14 protein-coding genes are annotated in these 17172 nt (G+C 39.0%); 11 read left to right on the top strand and 3 right to left on the bottom strand.

Annotation, left to right across the window (positions count from 1 at the left end):
- Positions 1-117 precede the first annotated feature (117 nt).
- A complete protein-coding gene (locus tag PK1910_RS06380) occupies positions 118-1866 on the bottom strand; it encodes an S-layer homology domain-containing protein (RefSeq protein ID WP_008714802.1) in 1749 nt (582 codons plus the stop codon).
- Between the two features lie 523 nt (positions 1867-2389).
- Here PK1910_RS06380 and PK1910_RS06375 point away from each other — a divergent pair.
- From PK1910_RS06375 to PK1910_RS06350, 6 genes are all read left to right on the top strand, one after another.
- Positions 2390-3127, top strand: a complete 738-nt coding sequence (locus tag PK1910_RS06375; protein ID WP_004694880.1) for a (Fe-S)-binding protein — start codon at positions 2390-2392, stop codon at positions 3125-3127.
- Positions 3128-3139: 12 nt separating this feature from the next.
- Complete coding sequence (locus tag PK1910_RS06370; RefSeq protein WP_012864877.1) at positions 3140-4585, top strand: LutB/LldF family L-lactate oxidation iron-sulfur protein; 1446 nt, start codon at positions 3140-3142, stop codon at positions 4583-4585.
- A complete protein-coding gene (locus PK1910_RS06365; protein WP_058948152.1) occupies positions 4585-5313 on the top strand; it encodes a LutC/YkgG family protein in 729 nt (242 codons plus the stop codon). Before PK1910_RS06370 ends, PK1910_RS06365 begins: the two co-directional genes overlap by 1 nt.
- 175 nt (positions 5314-5488) lie before the next feature.
- Positions 5489-6880 carry a cation:dicarboxylate symporter family transporter gene (locus PK1910_RS06360; protein WP_008602231.1) on the top strand — a complete coding sequence of 464 codons (1392 nt, stop codon included), beginning with the start codon at positions 5489-5491 and terminating at the stop codon, positions 6878-6880.
- Positions 6881-7130: 250 nt separating this feature from the next.
- Entirely contained in the window at positions 7131-8684 is a 1554-nt protein-coding gene (locus PK1910_RS06355; RefSeq protein WP_021148607.1) for a nitrite/sulfite reductase, read from the top strand.
- Positions 8685-9415: 731 nt separating this feature from the next.
- Entirely contained in the window at positions 9416-10231 is an 816-nt protein-coding gene (locus tag PK1910_RS06350; protein WP_004698259.1) for a nitroreductase family protein, read from the top strand.
- A gap of 72 nt (positions 10232-10303) precedes the next feature.
- On the opposite strand, the gene PK1910_RS06345 is transcribed toward PK1910_RS06350, so the two are convergent.
- Positions 10304-11122, bottom strand: coding sequence for a MetQ/NlpA family ABC transporter substrate-binding protein (locus PK1910_RS06345; protein WP_004694891.1), 819 nt, complete (start codon positions 11120-11122; stop codon positions 10304-10306).
- Positions 11123-11400: 278 nt separating this feature from the next.
- Here PK1910_RS06345 and PK1910_RS06340 point away from each other — a divergent pair, with 278 nt between their 5' ends.
- The 3 genes from PK1910_RS06340 to PK1910_RS06330 all read left to right on the top strand — a co-directional run bounded on the left by PK1910_RS06340 (position 11401) and on the right by PK1910_RS06330 (position 13758).
- Positions 11401-12567: an iron-containing alcohol dehydrogenase gene (locus PK1910_RS06340; RefSeq protein WP_024061294.1), complete on the top strand. Its 1167-nt coding sequence runs from the start codon at positions 11401-11403 to the stop codon at positions 12565-12567.
- Positions 12568-12761: 194 nt separating this feature from the next.
- Positions 12762-13427 (top strand): AzlC family ABC transporter permease, encoded by a 666-nt coding sequence (locus tag PK1910_RS06335; protein WP_008602239.1) that lies wholly within the window; start codon positions 12762-12764, stop codon positions 13425-13427.
- Positions 13420-13758: a branched-chain amino acid transporter permease gene (locus PK1910_RS06330; protein ID WP_021148604.1), complete on the top strand. Its 339-nt coding sequence runs from the start codon at positions 13420-13422 to the stop codon at positions 13756-13758. The genes PK1910_RS06335 and PK1910_RS06330 overlap by 8 nt, the downstream gene beginning before the upstream one ends.
- Positions 13759-13914: 156 nt before the next feature.
- Here PK1910_RS06330 and PK1910_RS06325 read toward each other — a convergent pair whose 3' ends face one another.
- Positions 13915-14766 (bottom strand): aldo/keto reductase, encoded by an 852-nt coding sequence (locus PK1910_RS06325; RefSeq protein WP_021148603.1) that lies wholly within the window; start codon positions 14764-14766, stop codon positions 13915-13917.
- 111 nt (positions 14767-14877) lie between these two features.
- On the opposite strand from PK1910_RS06325, the gene PK1910_RS06320 reads away from it, so the two are divergent.
- Both PK1910_RS06320 and PK1910_RS06315 read left to right on the top strand, forming a co-directional pair.
- Positions 14878-15993, top strand: coding sequence for an efflux RND transporter periplasmic adaptor subunit (locus PK1910_RS06320; RefSeq protein WP_058948151.1), 1116 nt, complete (start codon positions 14878-14880; stop codon positions 15991-15993).
- Positions 15994-16094: 101 nt separating this feature from the next.
- Positions 16095-17030, top strand: coding sequence for a DUF2156 domain-containing protein (locus PK1910_RS06315; protein ID WP_058948150.1), 936 nt, complete (start codon positions 16095-16097; stop codon positions 17028-17030).
- Positions 17031-17172 lie beyond the last annotated feature (142 nt).

Raw genomic sequence — 17172 nt, 5'->3', positions numbered from 1 at the left:
ATAAAAAGCTATATCCGTCGCATCATAGTCAATTAGTTGGCATGCATAGTGATATACAACAAAGCAGCGTAGTACTATCGAGTATACGCTGCCTTGGCTGGTTAAGTGTAACGCCGATTAGCGTTTTACTGTCATTTTTACTTTGGAACCGAATAATTTAGAGATCCCTTGTTGTGTTTCTTTAGATGCTGTAGATACAACTGCGTAAAGTTGGTTATTTTCTACATCAGGGAATGTAGCTAGAATTGTACCTGCTTTTTCATTTTTGTTGTAGTAGTTGCGGAAGTTTGTATCGATTGCATCGTATTCAGCTTGGCTGTATTGGGAGGATTCAACTACAACATAGTTATTTACAGTAGAATCACCACGGTTTGCAAGGTTAGCTTTTACTGTGGAAATATCGCTGTCTGTTTTCAAAGCTACGTGTAATTGATTGTCACGCCAGTACATTACGCCATAATTTTGGAATGCATCTTCTGTTTTATAAGTTTTATTTAATTCAGAAAATACTTTGTCTTCTAATGCAGCTTGTTGTTTTTGATCAAGTGCTTTTAGTGTGCTGCGACGAACAGGGCGAACTGTGTGAGTAGGCTCAGCTTTTTCCGCTACTGCAGCATTTTTGTTGCCCTTTAAGTCTTTGTCAGCTTTTTTTGCCTCAGCTTTGGCTACTTTATCTGCCTTTTCTGCCTCTTTTTTCATGTCTTTATCAGTTTTGGACATATCTTTTTTTGCATCTTTATTTACTTTGGAGGCCTCTTTTTCGATTGCTGTATCAGCTTTCTTTATATCTTCTTTTACAGTTGTTTCAGCTTTAGCTTCAGTTGTACTGTGTTTCGGTGTTGCAAGGCCAGCACCATTAAGCATGCGGTTCAAGATTGTTGCCGCTTGTGCTCTTGTTACAGGTTGTTTAGGGTTAAAGTTTTCTGTTGCCCCAGATGCTACGATGCCACGTTGAGCCATGTATTGGATATCTGCCAAGTAAGCAGAGGAGATGCTAGCTTCGTCTTTAAATGTTACTTTTTCTGCTTTTACAGGTGTAGAAAGATTTAATTTTTTAGCTAGGCTAGCGGCGGATGCAACGAATTGTTCGCGGTCCATAGTTTTGCTAGGTGTGAAAGCTGTTTTAGATGTGCCTTCCATTACGCCTGCAGCACTAACTAATTTGATAGCAGAGCTAGACCAACGATCTGCTTCCACGTCAGAGTAGGAGGTAGAGGATTCTTTTGTTGCAATCTCCGCTAATTCTTGTTCGTTTAAGTTGTGTTGTAGCACTTTGCCATAAATAGCAGCTGCTTGCTCACGAGTAATTTGTGCACTAGGTTTGAATGTATTATCAGCATAACCAGAAAGGTAACCGGCTTGTGTCATTGCTTGGATAGCATCGCGAGCCCAGTTATCTTTTGTGTCGGGGTATATACCAGCAGGTAAGTTTTCTTTAGCTTTTACAGCTTTTTTACCTTCTACCTTTACAGCATCTTCTTTTACATCATTTTTTACAGAAGTATCAATGCGTTTAACGTCATTTTTTACAGAAGTGTTAACGCGTTTAGCATCGTTTTTTACGGATGTATCAGTGCGTTTAGCAGCGTTTTTAGCAGATGCATCAGCATGTTTTGCATCACGTTTTACAACTGTGCTACCATGTTTAGCATCATTTTTTACGGATGTATCAATACGTTTAGTATCGTTTTTAACAGATGTATCAACACGGTGTTCATCCGCTTTAGCAGAAACTTCAGCTCTAGTAGCCACATTAGATACTTCGGATTTTATATGAGTCGCAGTTGTTTCAGCGTGAGCCATGCTGAATGTAGAGCCAAGGGCCAATGTAATTGCTAAAGACAAAGATAATTTATTTAGTTTCATGAAAAGGGCTCCTTTCAAACTATACTTATATAAAATAAATTATAACACTTTTTAAATTTATACACTACTATAAGAAAATGTAATATATAAGGATAAAACTTACATGAATTTGAAAAATTAAGTTTGATTATATAAATATAGAATGAAATATAGATAAAAGTTGATTTTCTAGTAGTTAAAAATGCAAAATGATAAACATTCGCAAAATCTAGATTTCATGGGGCTTTTACAAGAAAAAATGATAAATGAAATAATAGATGTGATAAAATTCAATGTTTACTATTACAAAAAGTCATAACGATATAAGAAATAAAAGGGTACATACGAATATAGCAATTCTTTGGACAATATCTACATGATTAATTTATAATTATAGCGATGAGCTTTTGAATATTTATTTGAAAGCATAAGTAATGTTCAGGGCAGAAATTTAGTCGAAAAATTCACTACTAAAAATTGCCATAACACATACATATCAAAATTTTTTATTAGGTTAAGTACTAGAAAAGACGAGGAAGATAATATGAAAATTCATCTTTTCCAACAGTGTTTGATTGACATGTTCTACCCTCATGTAGGTATGGCTGGTGTAGAAGTACTTGAAAGATTAGGTTGTGAGCTTGTAGTACCTAAGAAACAAGTATGCTGTGGACAAATGTTTACTAACTCCGGTTACAATGACGCAGCTATGGATGCAATTAAGAATACAATCGAATGCTTTGAGAACGCTGAATATGTAGTCAGCATGTCCGGTTCTTGCGCTTTTGCAATCCGCGATGAATATCATCATTTCTTAAAAGATCAACCAGAGTGGTTGGCGCGCGCAGAAAAATTGAGTGGTAAAATTTACGAATTCACTCAATTTATTACTGACGTATTAGGTGTTGAAGATGTAGGGGCTCGTTTCAACGAATCCGTAACATACCATACATCTTGCCACGTAACTCGTTTGATGGGCATTAAAGAGCCTCCTTTCAAACTCCTTAAAAACGTTAAAGATATCAACTTGATTGAATTACCACGTGCAGATCGTTGCTGTGGTTTCGGCGGTACTTTCTCAGTTAAAAACCCTGAAATCAGTGAAGTTATGACACGCGAAAAAGCATTGGAAATTGCTGGCACAGGTGCCAACGTTATCTCCGGTTCTGACCAAGCGTGCTTGATGAACATCGCTGGTATGCTTGATCGTCTTCATAAAGAAGGCGAAATTGATCGCCGTATCAAAGTTATGCATATTGCTGAAATCTTAAACTGCCGTTAAGGAGGAGACGACATGGCACTTATATATGACAATCGCCCCTATAAAACACGTATAAAAGAATGTTTGGCTGACGATTTCAAAGTTGCAGCTATTAAAAAAGCACAAGACGTGTTTTATGATAAACGTAATACAGTAGTTGCGGATGTTCCTGAATGGTTAGATTTCCGCGCTGAAGCGGCTAAAATTCGCGATCACGTACTTAACAACTTGGATTACTATGTAAGTCAATTTGCTGACAACGCTGAAAAAGCTGGTTCTAAAGTTCACTTTGCGTTCGATGACAAAGAAGCAACTCAAATTGCATTAGATATCCTTCGCCAACGCGAAGCAAAAATGATCGTTAAATCCAAAACTATCTTAACTGAAGAAATTGGTTTGAACGAAGTGTTAGAAGAAGCTGGTATTGAAGTTAACGAAACTGACTTGGCTGAATTTATTTTGCAAACTGCAGTAAGTCCTCCATCTCACATCGTAGTACCAGGTCTTCACTTTGAACGTAACAAAATTCGCGAAATTTTCGCTGAAAAATTAGGTTATACAGGAACTGAAAACCCTACGGAAATGACTCACTTTGTACGCGGTTATGTACGTGAGCGCTTCTTAAAAGCTGATGTAGGTGTTAACGGCTGTAACTTTGCAGTTGCTGAATCTGGTACATGTACAATCGTTTCCAACGAAGGTAACGGTCGTATGGCTAGCTCTATTCCTAAGACTCAATTGATCTTCTTAGGTACAGAACGTATTGTTCCTGATTTTAAAGCTCTTGATGTTATGATGGAAATGTTGAACCGTTCTGCAGTAGGTTCTAAAATTTCTAACTACTTCTCCATGATGACTGGCCCTGCGCGTTCTGGTGAAGCTGATGGTCCCGAAGAAACTCATATCATTATTATCGATAACGGACGCTCTGGCATCTTGGGTGGGACATTCCAAGAAATGCTACGTTGTATCCGTTGTGGCGCATGCATGAATATTTGTCCTGTATACCGTCACGTTTCCGGTCATGGATATGGTTCTGTATATCCAGGTCCAATGGGTGCTGTATTGACTCCATTATTCAAAGGTTACGATGTAGCCGGCGATCTTCCATATGCTTCTACATTATGCGGTGCATGTACAGAAAACTGTCCAGTAGCTATTCCATTGCATGAATTGTTGATGGAGCACCGTCATATCATGGCTGATATTGAAAAGACTCGTCCAAAAGCAGAAGAAGCTATCTTCACAGCAGCTGCTAAGATGTTTGGTAATGCAACATTATTTGATCTTGGCACAAAAGCTGGTGCTATCGGTATGAACTTAATTAGTAATAAAGAGGGTAACATGCCTGAATGGACTCAAGCTATTCCAGTTATGAACGGTTGGACTAAATCTAAAGAATTGGGTTCCTTGAAATTCAAGAAATTCCGTGATTTGTATGCTGAACATGAAAAGAACAAGAAGAAGGAGAAAAAATAATGGATGTAGCTAAACGTAATCAATTTATTGCACGTTTATCTCGTGCATTAGGCCGTGATCAAGAAATGTGCCCTGCTTTTGTAGAAGGCTTTGATTATAGCCATGGTCCTCAAGAAACTATGTTCCAAGATTTGAATCGCGATCAAATTTTGACAATGTTTAAGGAACAATGTCAACGTGTTGGTACAAAATTCGTTGAAACTACACCTGACAAACTAGGTGAAACAATTTTGGCAGCTATCGACGACTGGGGAAACGGTAAAATTGTATTCCCAAGCTCTCCTGAAGTAGAAGAATATAAATTAAAAGAATTGTTCGAACAAGATGCAACTAATAATGGCGGCACTCGTACATACTTCCAATGGGATCCAGCTAAAGGTCGTGAAGAATGTATTTCTAATACTGCTAATGCTGATATTGGTATTACATTCCCATACTGCGGTATTGCGGAAACTGCTACTGTAGTACAAGCTTCTGGTGAGGATTCTGGCCGTGTGATTAGTTTGTTGCCTACAACACATATTGCTGTGTTGTATACTGACACAATTAATCCACGTATGACACAAACAATGGAACATTTGGCTGAACGGTATCATAACGATCCAGCTAAGTTCCCTACAAATATCTGCTTGATTTCTGGTCCGTCCCGTACAGCGGATATCGAATTGGTAACTGTAGATGGTGCTCATGGTCCTATCCAAGTAACCTATATCTTAGTTAATAGATAATATAATAGCTAGATTTACTAAAGGCGATTTTCTTTTAGAAAATCGCCTTTTGGTGCATATATTACAGAATACATTAAATGTTATCAAAAATTAAATATTGTACTTGTATTTTTTTCGATATATGCTATACTAAGTTCATAACCTATTGTTGTGATATGAATTAAAGAGGTGTATTATGAATATTCCATTCTTTACAGATTACCTCATGTTAAGCAATCCACTAAGTATTGGTATTATCGCGGTGTTTGTGCTCGTGTTAATTGGTATTTATGTATTGCAACGCAAGGGCACATCCTTCGGTAATCTTGTTATTATTGGTACTATTGCTGGTGCCGTACTTGGTATAGCGGTCCAAATTATTGCAGGCTTCCCTGATGATCCATCCAAAGTGGTTTACATCAAGGAAAGTACAAAGTGGTTCTCTCTCGTAGGGGGCGGTTTCATCGACTTAATCCGCATGCTTGTTATTCCTATCGTTTTTATCTCTATTGTTCACGTTATTTTGCACATGGAGGCAGGTGCTAACCTTAAAAAGTTAGTAGTTGCTATGATTTCTACAAATCTCGGCATGGTAGCCGTTGCTGCTATAGTCGGCCTAATTTTGGGGAATGCCTTCGGTTTAGGTCAAGGTTTTGATATTGTTGAATCTGGTAAGAAGATTCGTGAAATCAAACCTATGGTTGACACATTCCGAGCACTAATTCCAAGCAATCCAATTCAAGCGGCTGCTGAAACAAATGTTATCGGCATTGTTGTATTTGCAATTATTTTGGGTAGCGTAGCTCGTCTGTTAAAACAAACAGGGACAAACTCTATGGAGGTGTTCACAAAACTATTTGATGAACTTCACCAATTGATTTCTTGGGTAGCTGATTTCATCATTGGTCTTATGCCATATGGTGTAGTTGCTTTGTTAGCTTCTACATTGGCAACACGCGGTGTACAAGCTATTCTTGATATGGGCTTGTTCGTAGTATTGCTTTACGTTGGTCTTTTGATTATGTTTGTTGTACAAGCAATCTTGATTACTAGCTTTGGCTACAATCCGATTACATACTTCAAGAAAGCGAAAGCACCACTCTTATTGGCGTTTACTTCTCGTTCTTCGATGGGGGTATTGCCATTAACTGTAGAGACCTTGACAAAACGTCTTGGCGTAAATGCTACAACGGCTAATACGGTAGCTTCCTTCGGTACTACTGCGGGCATGCAAGGTTGTGCCGGCGTATTCCCTGCACTTGTTGTTGTTTACATTTCTAATGTAGCCAATATTCCATTCGATATGACTATGTATATCATGAGTGTTATCGTTATTGCTATTGGTTCTGTTGGTATCGCAGGCGTGCCAGGTACGGCTACAATGGCGGCATCTGTATCCCTTAGTGGTACAGGACTTGGAGCGTACTTCACCTCCATTAGCCCAATTTTAGCTATCGATCCATTGATTGACATGGGACGTACATGTTTGAACGTATCTGGGTCATTAACAAATGCTTTGGTAGTAGACAAAATTATGGGAACCATCGATAAGGATGCATACAATAATCCTAACGAAGGTCGAGTATAAAAACTAGCAACGCTTAATCATATAAATTATTATAAAAAGGGGCTGTAGCTGAATGTGGTAAAACCACATTTGGTTACAGCCTTTTTTGCCTTTTTAAAATTGATAATTATTACAGATTGTAAACTATATTATTAAGAATCGGTATTGAAATTGTGAGCTTAGCTACTAATATACTTATGCATATATGGTATACTAAGCGTTATAAAGTTACGAATTATGCTTAATAAATATAAGCCAAGAGGGTAATAGTATGATTACACAAGAGTTGAAAGATCGATTAATTGCAGATTATCCAAAGTTTGAGGATATGACACATAAGTTCTATAAGAAAGAACTATCTATTGCAGATTATAAAGGACAGTCTGGTGCCTATGGTAGTTACGCTGAGCGCGGTGCAAATACTGGTATGAGCCGTTGGCGTTTCAATGGTGGCCGCATGACGCGCGAGCACATGCAGTTTTTAGCGGACTCCATTCGTAAATATAACCTACAACACGTACATTTCACTACCGGCCAATGCTTACAAATGCACGGCCTCGATGGTGATACAATATTAAAGCTCTATAAGGAATGTTATGATCACGGTATTTACAACCGTGGTGCTGGTGGTGATAATCCCAATGTGGTGGCTAGTATTTTACGCGGCATTGATCCTCGTGAAACTCTAGATATTACGCCGTATGCAACAGCAATTAGCGAATTTCTTATGGAGCAAATGTTCTATATCAAGATTCCTCGCAAATTTAAAATGGGCATAGATAATGGTTTTGATAGTACCCCACATTCTACGTTCAAGGACCTAGGTTTTAATTTAACAAAACACAATACTTTTGATGTGTATGCTTGTGGCGGTATTGGTCCTAATCCTCGTATTGGTATTCCGGTGGCACATGATGTAGCGCCTGAGGATGTTTTGTACCATGTGAAAGCTATGCTTATGGTCTTTGCTAACCATGGTAACTTCAAAAACCGCGGTAAGGCTCGTACTCGTTACATGCCTGCTGAAATGGGTGGGGCGGAAGCTTTCATCAAGATCTATGAAGAAACCCTAGCTATGGTAAAAGAAGTAGAACACCTAAGTATTAATCCGGCTGATTACGCTTATGAAATTACAAAAACTGGTAAGCGTGATGATTCTGTGGAAAATTATCGTATTCACCGTCAAAAACAAGACGGGTTATACTATGTAGAATATCATCCGGCAGGTGGCGATGCGAACGTTGAACACTTGCTGGCGGCCCTTGACTATGCGGTGACACTTGATCAAGTAGAAGCACGTATTGCGCCAGACCAAGCATTGTTCTTCATCAATCTCACCGCTGATGAAGCACGCAAAATTGCGGAATTAACTGATGACAGTGCTAAAAATGATTTCCGCCGTTCCGTATCTTGCGTTGGTTCTACTATATGTCAGATTGGAATGCAAGACTCTAACGGTCTTTTGAAAGATATCTTCGCACACCTTGAAGAAAAGGGCGTAGATACAAGAAAACTACCTCGTTTACATATATCTGGTTGCCCACACTCCTGTGGTACACACCAAATCGGCGAAATTGGCTTCCATGGTGCTGTAAAATTAGTAGATAAGAAACCTATGGTAGCATTTATTCTTGTAGACGGTGGCTCAGAACACATGGGCTCTGAAAACTTCGGTAAAATGGCCGGCAATATTGTAGCTACAAAAATTCCAGAATTTTTGGAATCTTTAGCAAATATTCTAAACCAATCCCCAGAACCAGACTTTGGGACATGGAGAATGACACACAAAGCGCAATACATGGAACTTATAAAAGCATTTGAGTAAATTCACTTCTCCGCTTGTGATGGGGCCCTAGCATATAAGTAGTTTCTACGTCGATTGCTATGGGGCCCTATTTCATTGCGACAACTTAATTAAAAATAAAACTGGGTACCTCTTTGCTCCGTCCTTCGTAAAGTCGCTGCATAGGTACCCAGTTTCATTTTTATAACACCTGATGTAAATTAGTCCCATAGCAAGCGACTTACTCTGCTAATATACAGAGTAGCCCCATCACAAGCTACATTGGATATTTACTCAATCTGCTTTTATATAATAGGGGGAGGGGAGAGACGGCCAAGTAATTTTGACTAAATTACTATCAAGACTAGCCGTAGGCTAGTCCTTCCGTCACGGTGGGCATGGCGTCACTACTATAAAGTTTATTATAATGTGTAAAATGATAGTGTTTTCTATGATTTGTTTCAAGGTGTAATTGTAATGGGGCTACATAAGTATTAGCTAGATTATTTACGCTTTTGGATGGGACATCTTTATAAATACAGTGATAAAAAAGTAAGAATACGCTTGTGCAGCGACTTTGCGAAGAACGGAGCAAGCAAGCGTATTCTTACTTTTTTTACCAAGTTGTATTAACGAGACGGGGCCCCATCCTAAAAGCAAATGAACAAATGTTAGTTGAGTCCCAATACAGTTAGAATAATTGTTTAAAACTAGATATGACTTGATTTTGTATGTTATAATAGGCTTTATAGTAGTATTTGGAGGATATTCAGATGTTATTTACCGTCAATACAGAAGTCTGTACACGATGCGGCCTTTGCGTTGCTGACTGTCCGACAGGATTGCTGGTGATGTCCGATGCTGGACCTGTAACTGGCAGGGGAGGTTGTATCTCCTGTGGGCATTGTATTTCCGTATGCCCAACGCTTGCTCTTGATAGCGATATGACACCGCGTAAAGAGCAAATCGATATTACAAAGGAACCTAAGTTAACGCCTGAGCAAGCTGAACTATTTATGCGTAGTCGTCGCTCTATTCGTAACTATCAAAATAAACCAGTCCCTGTAGAGCTCATTCGCAAAGTGCTAAACGTTGCAAGAATGGCGCCAACAGCAACTAACACACAAGGTATTTCGTATATAGTAATCCGAGATAAACAAACGTTACGCCGTATTGCTGATCTCGTTCTAGAGTGGATGCATTTAGCTGCAAAAACAGTGCCAATTATGCGCCTTTATGCTCGTGCGGCTCAAGCAGAAGTAGATAAAGGCAAGGAGTATATCTTGCGCGATGCGCCGGCTCTCGTCGTGGCAATTGGCTCTAAAAAAGATATTCATCGTACCCATGATAGTGGTCACTCTTGCTTGTCTTATGCTGAGCTATATGCGCCGACTTTAGGCCTTGGTACTTGTTGGGCAGGCTTTTTTGAACATGCTGGAGAAGCTGAATACCAACCATTATTAGATGAATTAGGTGTACCTGATGATAAAATTGTAGCTGGTGGCATTCTTATGGGATATCCTAAAGTACGATATCGCAATATTGTAGAGCGTCAACCATTAGATGTTACATTTGATACAGAAGAGTAAAAAAGAGATGCCCCAATGATTGTAATCATTGGGGTATCTCTTTTTAGTTATATAGTGACGATATAAACTTTATTAATTGGCAGTTGTAATAGTGCCTTTGAATGTTTCGTCGATGTATTGTTTAATAGCATCAGATTTGTAAATATCTGCAATTTTTTTGTATGTTTCGTTGTCTTTGTCTTCACTACGAACTGCAAGTACGATAACTGTTAGTGGTTCATCTTTAGATTCGAAGAAGAAACCTTGTTTTTCTACACTAAGACCAGCACTTTGCACATAGTTCATTGGAATAACTGCAATTGTTACATCATCTAGACTACGAGGTAATTGAGCTGCTTCTAGTTCTTGAATCTTTATATTCTTCGGGTTAGATGTGATATCTGCAACTGTTGCTTTGAAGCCGACACCATCTTTTAACGTAATTAATCCAGCTTTAGCTAATAATGCTAATGCACGACCACCATTAGTAGGGTCATTTGGGATAGAAACAGTAGCGCCTTCAGGTACATCTTGTACGCTGTGTACACTATTACTATATAAGCCCATACGCACCAAAATTGTTTTACCGATTGCTACTAAGTTGGAACCATTTTGTTTGTTAAAGTTTTCCATAAATGGTACATGTTGATAAGCATTCAGTTGAATATCGCCATCTGCAAGGGCTTTATCAGGTGTTACATAGTCTGAGAATTCAACTACTTTAAGATCGATTCCTTGTTTTTTAGCTTCTTTTGCTACAGCTTCAGCTACTTGTGCATGAGGACCAGATGTAGCACCTATTTTGATTTCTTTTTGTGTTTGTGTTGATTGATTTGATGTACTACCACAACCAGCGATAGCAAATGCAAGAGCACCGATAAGTAATGGTGCTAACAATGTTTTTAATTTCATATAATCATCCCTTTCAAGTCTTATAATGGTTATATCCTATCATGGATGAAGGGGATTTGTATATGATAAAAGCATATCAGTTAGCTATAGATTAAAACTATGGTGAAATTCTAGCTCATTTATAATACAATTCAATATAATATATTGATTAATGTGTTATATTGAATGTGTGATCGCTAGGTAGTAAATTTATATTTTAAATATTTTTGTATAATTCTAATATGGATTCATATATCTATATGTCGGATATATCTATATGTCGGATTAATGGAGGATGTATGTATAATTTTGATTTTTATAACCCTACACATATCGTATTTGGTAAAGACCGTTTAGATGAATTAGATACATTGGTACCAAAGGATGCAAAGGTGCTCATTACTTATGGTGGTGGCTCCGCTGTGCACAGTGGTCTTATTGATCGCATTGTGAAAGCTCTTGGTAACCGCAAGGTTGAACAATTCGGTGGTATTGAACCTAATCCATCTTTAGAAACCTGTGAACGTGCGGTAGCTTTCATCAAAGAACATGGTGTAGATTTCGTGCTTGCTGTAGGTGGTGGTTCCGTTGTGGATGCTACGAAACTCATCGTTATGGGCGCTACCTATGATGGACCTGTTATTGATGTTATGAAGGCTGGAGTGCCAGAGGTGCCCGTTGAAATGGTGCCAAATCCATTACCGTTTGGTACAGTTATGACATTACCTGCAACGGGCTCCGAAATGAACAATGGTGCTGTTATTACGTATGGAAATGGTAAATTTCCTGTATTTAGCAGCTTAGTATTCCCTAAGTTCTCCATGCTAGATCCAACATTGACGTTTACGTTGCCTGAAAAACAGGTTAAGAATGGCGTTATTGATACCTTTGTACATACTACAGAGCAATATTTAACATATCCGGTAGAAGGACGCATTCAAGATCGTTTCAGTGAAGGCATCTTGAAAACTATGATTGAGATTGGCCATATAACTGTAGAGGAGCCTGAAAACTATGATATTCGTGCTAATCACGTATGGGCATCCACATTAGCTTTAAATGGTTTGATTGGCGCTGGCGTGCCACAAGATTGGGCCACACATCTTATTGGTCATGAATTGACTGCTGCGTACCATCTTGATCACGGTATAACATTAGCTATCGTATTGCCTGCATTATTGGAAGTGAAAAAGGCTGATAAGCTTGAAAAATTGGCACAATACGCTACACGTGTATGGCATATCACAGAAGGTACAAAAGAAGAAAAAGCGGATAAGGCTATCGCAAAAACTCGTGAATTCTTCGAATCCCTTGGCGTAGCTACTCATTTGAAAGACTATGGTATTGGTGTAGAAGCTGTGGATACAGTTGTGAAGCAATTAAAAGACCATGGCATGACACAACTTGGTGAAAAAGGTGACATAACACCAGAAGTGGCTCGCGAAATTTTAACACGTGCTTTATAATCGACATGATTGATGATTGATGATTGATGATTGATGATTGATGATTGATGATTGATGATTGATGATTGATGATTGATGATTGATGATTGATGATTGATGATTGATGATTGACGACTGATTATACGATATTGAAAGGAGATAGTCCCTTGAATGAGATAAAGCGTCAAAGTGCTTTTTCTTTTGCTTTTCCTATTATGGCTCCTATGGGCATAAGCTTATTTGTTATTGGTTTAGGCTTTGGTTTATATGCTACGAGCCAAGGGCTGCCTTGGTGGACGGCGCCTGTTTTGGCGTCTACTATTTTTGCGGGATCCATGGAGTTTGTGACGATTGGCATGTTGGTGGCTGGATTTGATCCTATTAATGCGTTTGTACTGACCATGTTTGTTAATGGTCGTCACTTCTTCTACGGTTTGTCTGCGCTCCAACGTTATATTCATATGGGGTGGAAATGGTTCCCCACTATTGCTTGGATGTGTGATGAAAGTTTTGCCATCAACATGGGAACGAAGCTGCCAGATGATGTAGATGAAAAGTGGTTTTACTTCCACGTGTCTTGGCTTAACTATATATTTTGGGTATTTAGCACCTTTGTAGGTGGTCTATTTGGTGATTTATTGGCTGACGTAGATTTACGGGGCATCGATTTCGTATTGCCAGGGCTATTTATTGCGGTATTCCTTGAAATGCTACTCAATGCGAAGAATAATAAGATTAGAGCCTTTGGCGTAGCTGGGGTACTAATGGCATTAATCATGCTTGTATTGGTTGGTAAATCACTCTTTATGCTGCTGTCTATGACATGTATGCTTTTCGTCTGTTATGTAGCGTACAAGTGGGGAGGTGTACATCTTGACTAGTACAGAAATGGTCATTACTGTTGCCATTGTTGTAGCCGGTACATTACTTACCCGATTTGGAGCCTTCCTCGTATTTCCTCCAGGAAAAAAAGCACCAGATTTTGTACTATTTTTAGGTAAGGCATTACCAGCCGCTGTTATGGGCATGCTCGTTGTATATACCTTTAAAGAGACTGTCGTGTTAGCATATCCGTACGGTATTCCGGAGCTCATAGCCTTGGTTGTTACGGTAGGTTTACATTTATGGAAACGTAACATGCTCATATCGATTGCTGCTGGTACAGTAATTTATATGATTCTTGTACAAGCTATATTTAATGTGACAAAATAAAATAAACCACGTATATCTATTCCTATGAAAGGTTAGATATACGTGGTTTTATTTTTACAAATACTATTTTGCTTATCGTGATGGCATGATTGTTATATTTATTGTAATTGTTATCAACAATTCATGTTACTTAGTATTTAATTAGTATATTATGTTTTATTTGAGTTGTAATAGCCTTTCAAGACCAGGCGCAGTATGATGATTTTCCAAGAAGGATCGTTGGTCTAATAGTTCCATAACATCCATGTCGATGTTGGTGAGTTTGAAATCGAATACATCGAAGTTTGCTTCCATATGGCTCACGTTATTGGCCTTTGGCAATGGAATGATGCCTCGTTGGATGTGCCAACGCAAGATGATTTGATGTTTTGAAACACCGTATTTTTCTGCCAAGCTTTTGATGATTGGATGGTCAAAAATCGGTTGGCGGTCACGGGTAAATGGAGACCATGCCATGCCTACAACTTGATGCTTTCTCATCAATTGTAAGAGTGATTGACGTTGGTTGAACGGGTGGCATTCGATTTGGTTGACCACCGGCTTTACATTGCAGTGGTACAGCAAGTCAATGAGACGGTCTTCGTAAAAATTAGATAGACCTAACCCACGGAGTACATTTTGATCGTATAATTCTTCCATGGCGCGCCAAGAACCGTAGTAATCACCTAGTGGTTGATGTACTAGCATGATATCAATATAGTTGGTATCTAATTTCTTTAAGGAACTTTCAACAGCACGCATCGTATTATCGTAGCCTGCATCAGTGTGCCAGATTTTAGTAGTGATGATTATATCTGTTCGTTTAATACCAGATGCTTTGATCCCTTTAGCCACGGCTTCTTCATTGCCATAATAGGCGGCCGTATCGAGTAAACGATAGCCTACGCCAAGTGCATTGGCAACGGCTTGTTCAGTCTCTCCTTCGGTACCTGTTTTATAGGTACCATAACCGATGGAGGGAATGAAGCTACCATTGTTTAAAATTCTAAAGTCCATCCGTTCTTCCATGAGAACCTCCGTTATATCCATAAATTAAAGGAATTAGCTTTCATACAATTCTAACTGATTTTATGATATACTAAGGTATTGATAAAAATCAATATGATAGGAAGTGACAGAATGCAAATAAATCGTTTCTGCTCTGTAATTGCTATCCTTGGTGTTATGATTATGACACTCGCTATTGCGGGATGTGGTACGAAAACCGTATCCGTCGCAGAGGTAACGTACAAGGATATGCCGTTGCAGATTCATAATGATGCCAATGTAACGGCCCTTAATAAGGCGACGATAACGCCGACCTTGACGGGGCAGGTCGTGTATGCTGTGAAAGTAGGCGACCAAGTACAGCAAGGTCAAACTGTGGCAACTGTAGATACATCGGCTTTACAACAACAGCTAGCATCCTTGCAAGGACAATTAGCACAAGCCCAATCACAATCATATGCCACAGCTGTGACGACTACGACTGCAGCATCTATAGATAGTACTCAATTGGAACAGGCTCAACGCATGCGCGAAGCAGGCATAATCACACAAAAAGAATATGATCGTATTTTGGAACGATCTCAACCACAAACTACAACAGTCACAACTGGTGGTGGGGGAGGCGTCAATACGGTGGCTATCGAGGCACAAATTGCTCAAGTATCTGCACAGATGGCAGCTTCTACAATCGTGGCCCCTATAGCAGGTACGGTGACATCTATTTATAACGAAGATCGTCAAATGGCGATTACGGATCGTCCATTTATGATGATTCAGCAATCCACGCCGATGGTAGCATCCCTCAGCATTCCCCGTGATGCGGCTATGAAGTTAGGTACATCTGAAGCCAAGAATGGTATGAAGGTACTTCTCAAGGTGGGGGACCAAGAAATACCGGGGGAATTGACTTACGTAGATATTACTCAGCCTGAAAATGTGCCAAGTGTTCTCGTAAAAGCTACTTTCAACAATGAGAAAGGCCTAATCAAGGCTGGTGAATTCTATACACTCGTTATTGAATCTAATGTGAAAGCCAAGATGCTGACCGTTCCAACTAAGGCGGTTCGTGAAAACCAAGATGGCAAGTACATATATGTGTTAACTGAAAATAATACCGTTGACGTACGTGTTGTTGAGGTAGGCATCACTGAAGGCGATGACGTAGCCATTATTTCTGGCTTAAACGAAGGTGATAAGGTTATCACTACAGATGGTACCTTTGAATTAGGGGAATCTGTAAAATTATAACTACAAATTAAGTGACTTCAATAGAGTATTATGAAGAGCCTAATGAATATTTGGCTATATTCAACTTTTACCGATAACGACGGTAACCTCAGAAGAGGAATCTGATAGGAGGGATTATTATTTTAGAATTTAAACGTTTTGAATTAAGAGATAAACCATTAATCGATAAGTATTTTGAACAACATCATTATGAAGCATCTGATAACTGCTTTACTACATTATTTATGTGGCAAGATGCGTACGGCATTCGTTGGGCTGAAGAAAATGGCGTGTTGTACATTCAAGGTGGCGGTAAGCGTGAACCATTCCTATTGCCTCCATTTGCTGGTAAAGATGCAAAGTTCCTTGATGGTTTATTGCGCGCTAAAGAATGGTTTGTGGAAAATAAATTGCCATTCCGCTTCAAAGGTATTAGCAAAATCATGAAAGAGCGCATGGAAGAATTATGTCCTGGACGCTACACATTCACACCTGACCGCGATAACTACGAATACATTTATAAGTCTGAAGATCTTATCAATTTGTCCGGTAAGAAGTTCCGTCAAAAGAAAAACCATTTAAATCAATTCCGCATGCAATATTCCAACTATGAATATGTGCCAATTACAGAAGATATCATTCCATTATGCCGCGAAACAGCAGCATCTTGGGTAGAAACCCATCATGAAGAAGGTATCGAAGATGAATTGGTTGCTATCAATTTATTATTTGATAACTGGGATGTGCTAGGCCTTAAAGGCGGCACCATTAAATTGTTTGGCCGCGTGGAAGCTTTCAGTATCGGTGAATTGTTGAATGATAAAATGGCGTTGATTCATATTGAAAAAGCAAATCCAGATATTCGTGGTTTGTACCAAGCGATCAATAATGAATTTATTCGTCATGAATTCAGCGATGTAGAATTCATTAACCGTGAAGAAGATATGGGCTTGCCTGGTCTTCGTCAAGCAAAAGAATCTTATAACCCAGATCATTTTGCTGAAAAATATGACGCAGTATATGCTAACGAAGCAGATAATGCGACAGGTGGTAAATAAAAAATGAGCTATGAAGTCGATGTGCTTCATAGCTCATTTTGTTATAATAGAATTGTTAGCCTATCTATTTGAATGTAACTATCGTATCATCATAGCGATATGGCGATATGGCGATATGGCGATATGGCGATATGGCGATGCG

Origin of the sequence: Veillonella parvula (genome assembly GCF_036456085.1) — a bacterium.
Taxonomy (GTDB): Bacteria; Bacillota; Negativicutes; order Veillonellales; family Veillonellaceae; genus Veillonella; species Veillonella parvula_E.
Note: the sequence above shows the minus strand (reverse complement) of the source record. Positions and strands in the feature narration are given on the sequence as shown.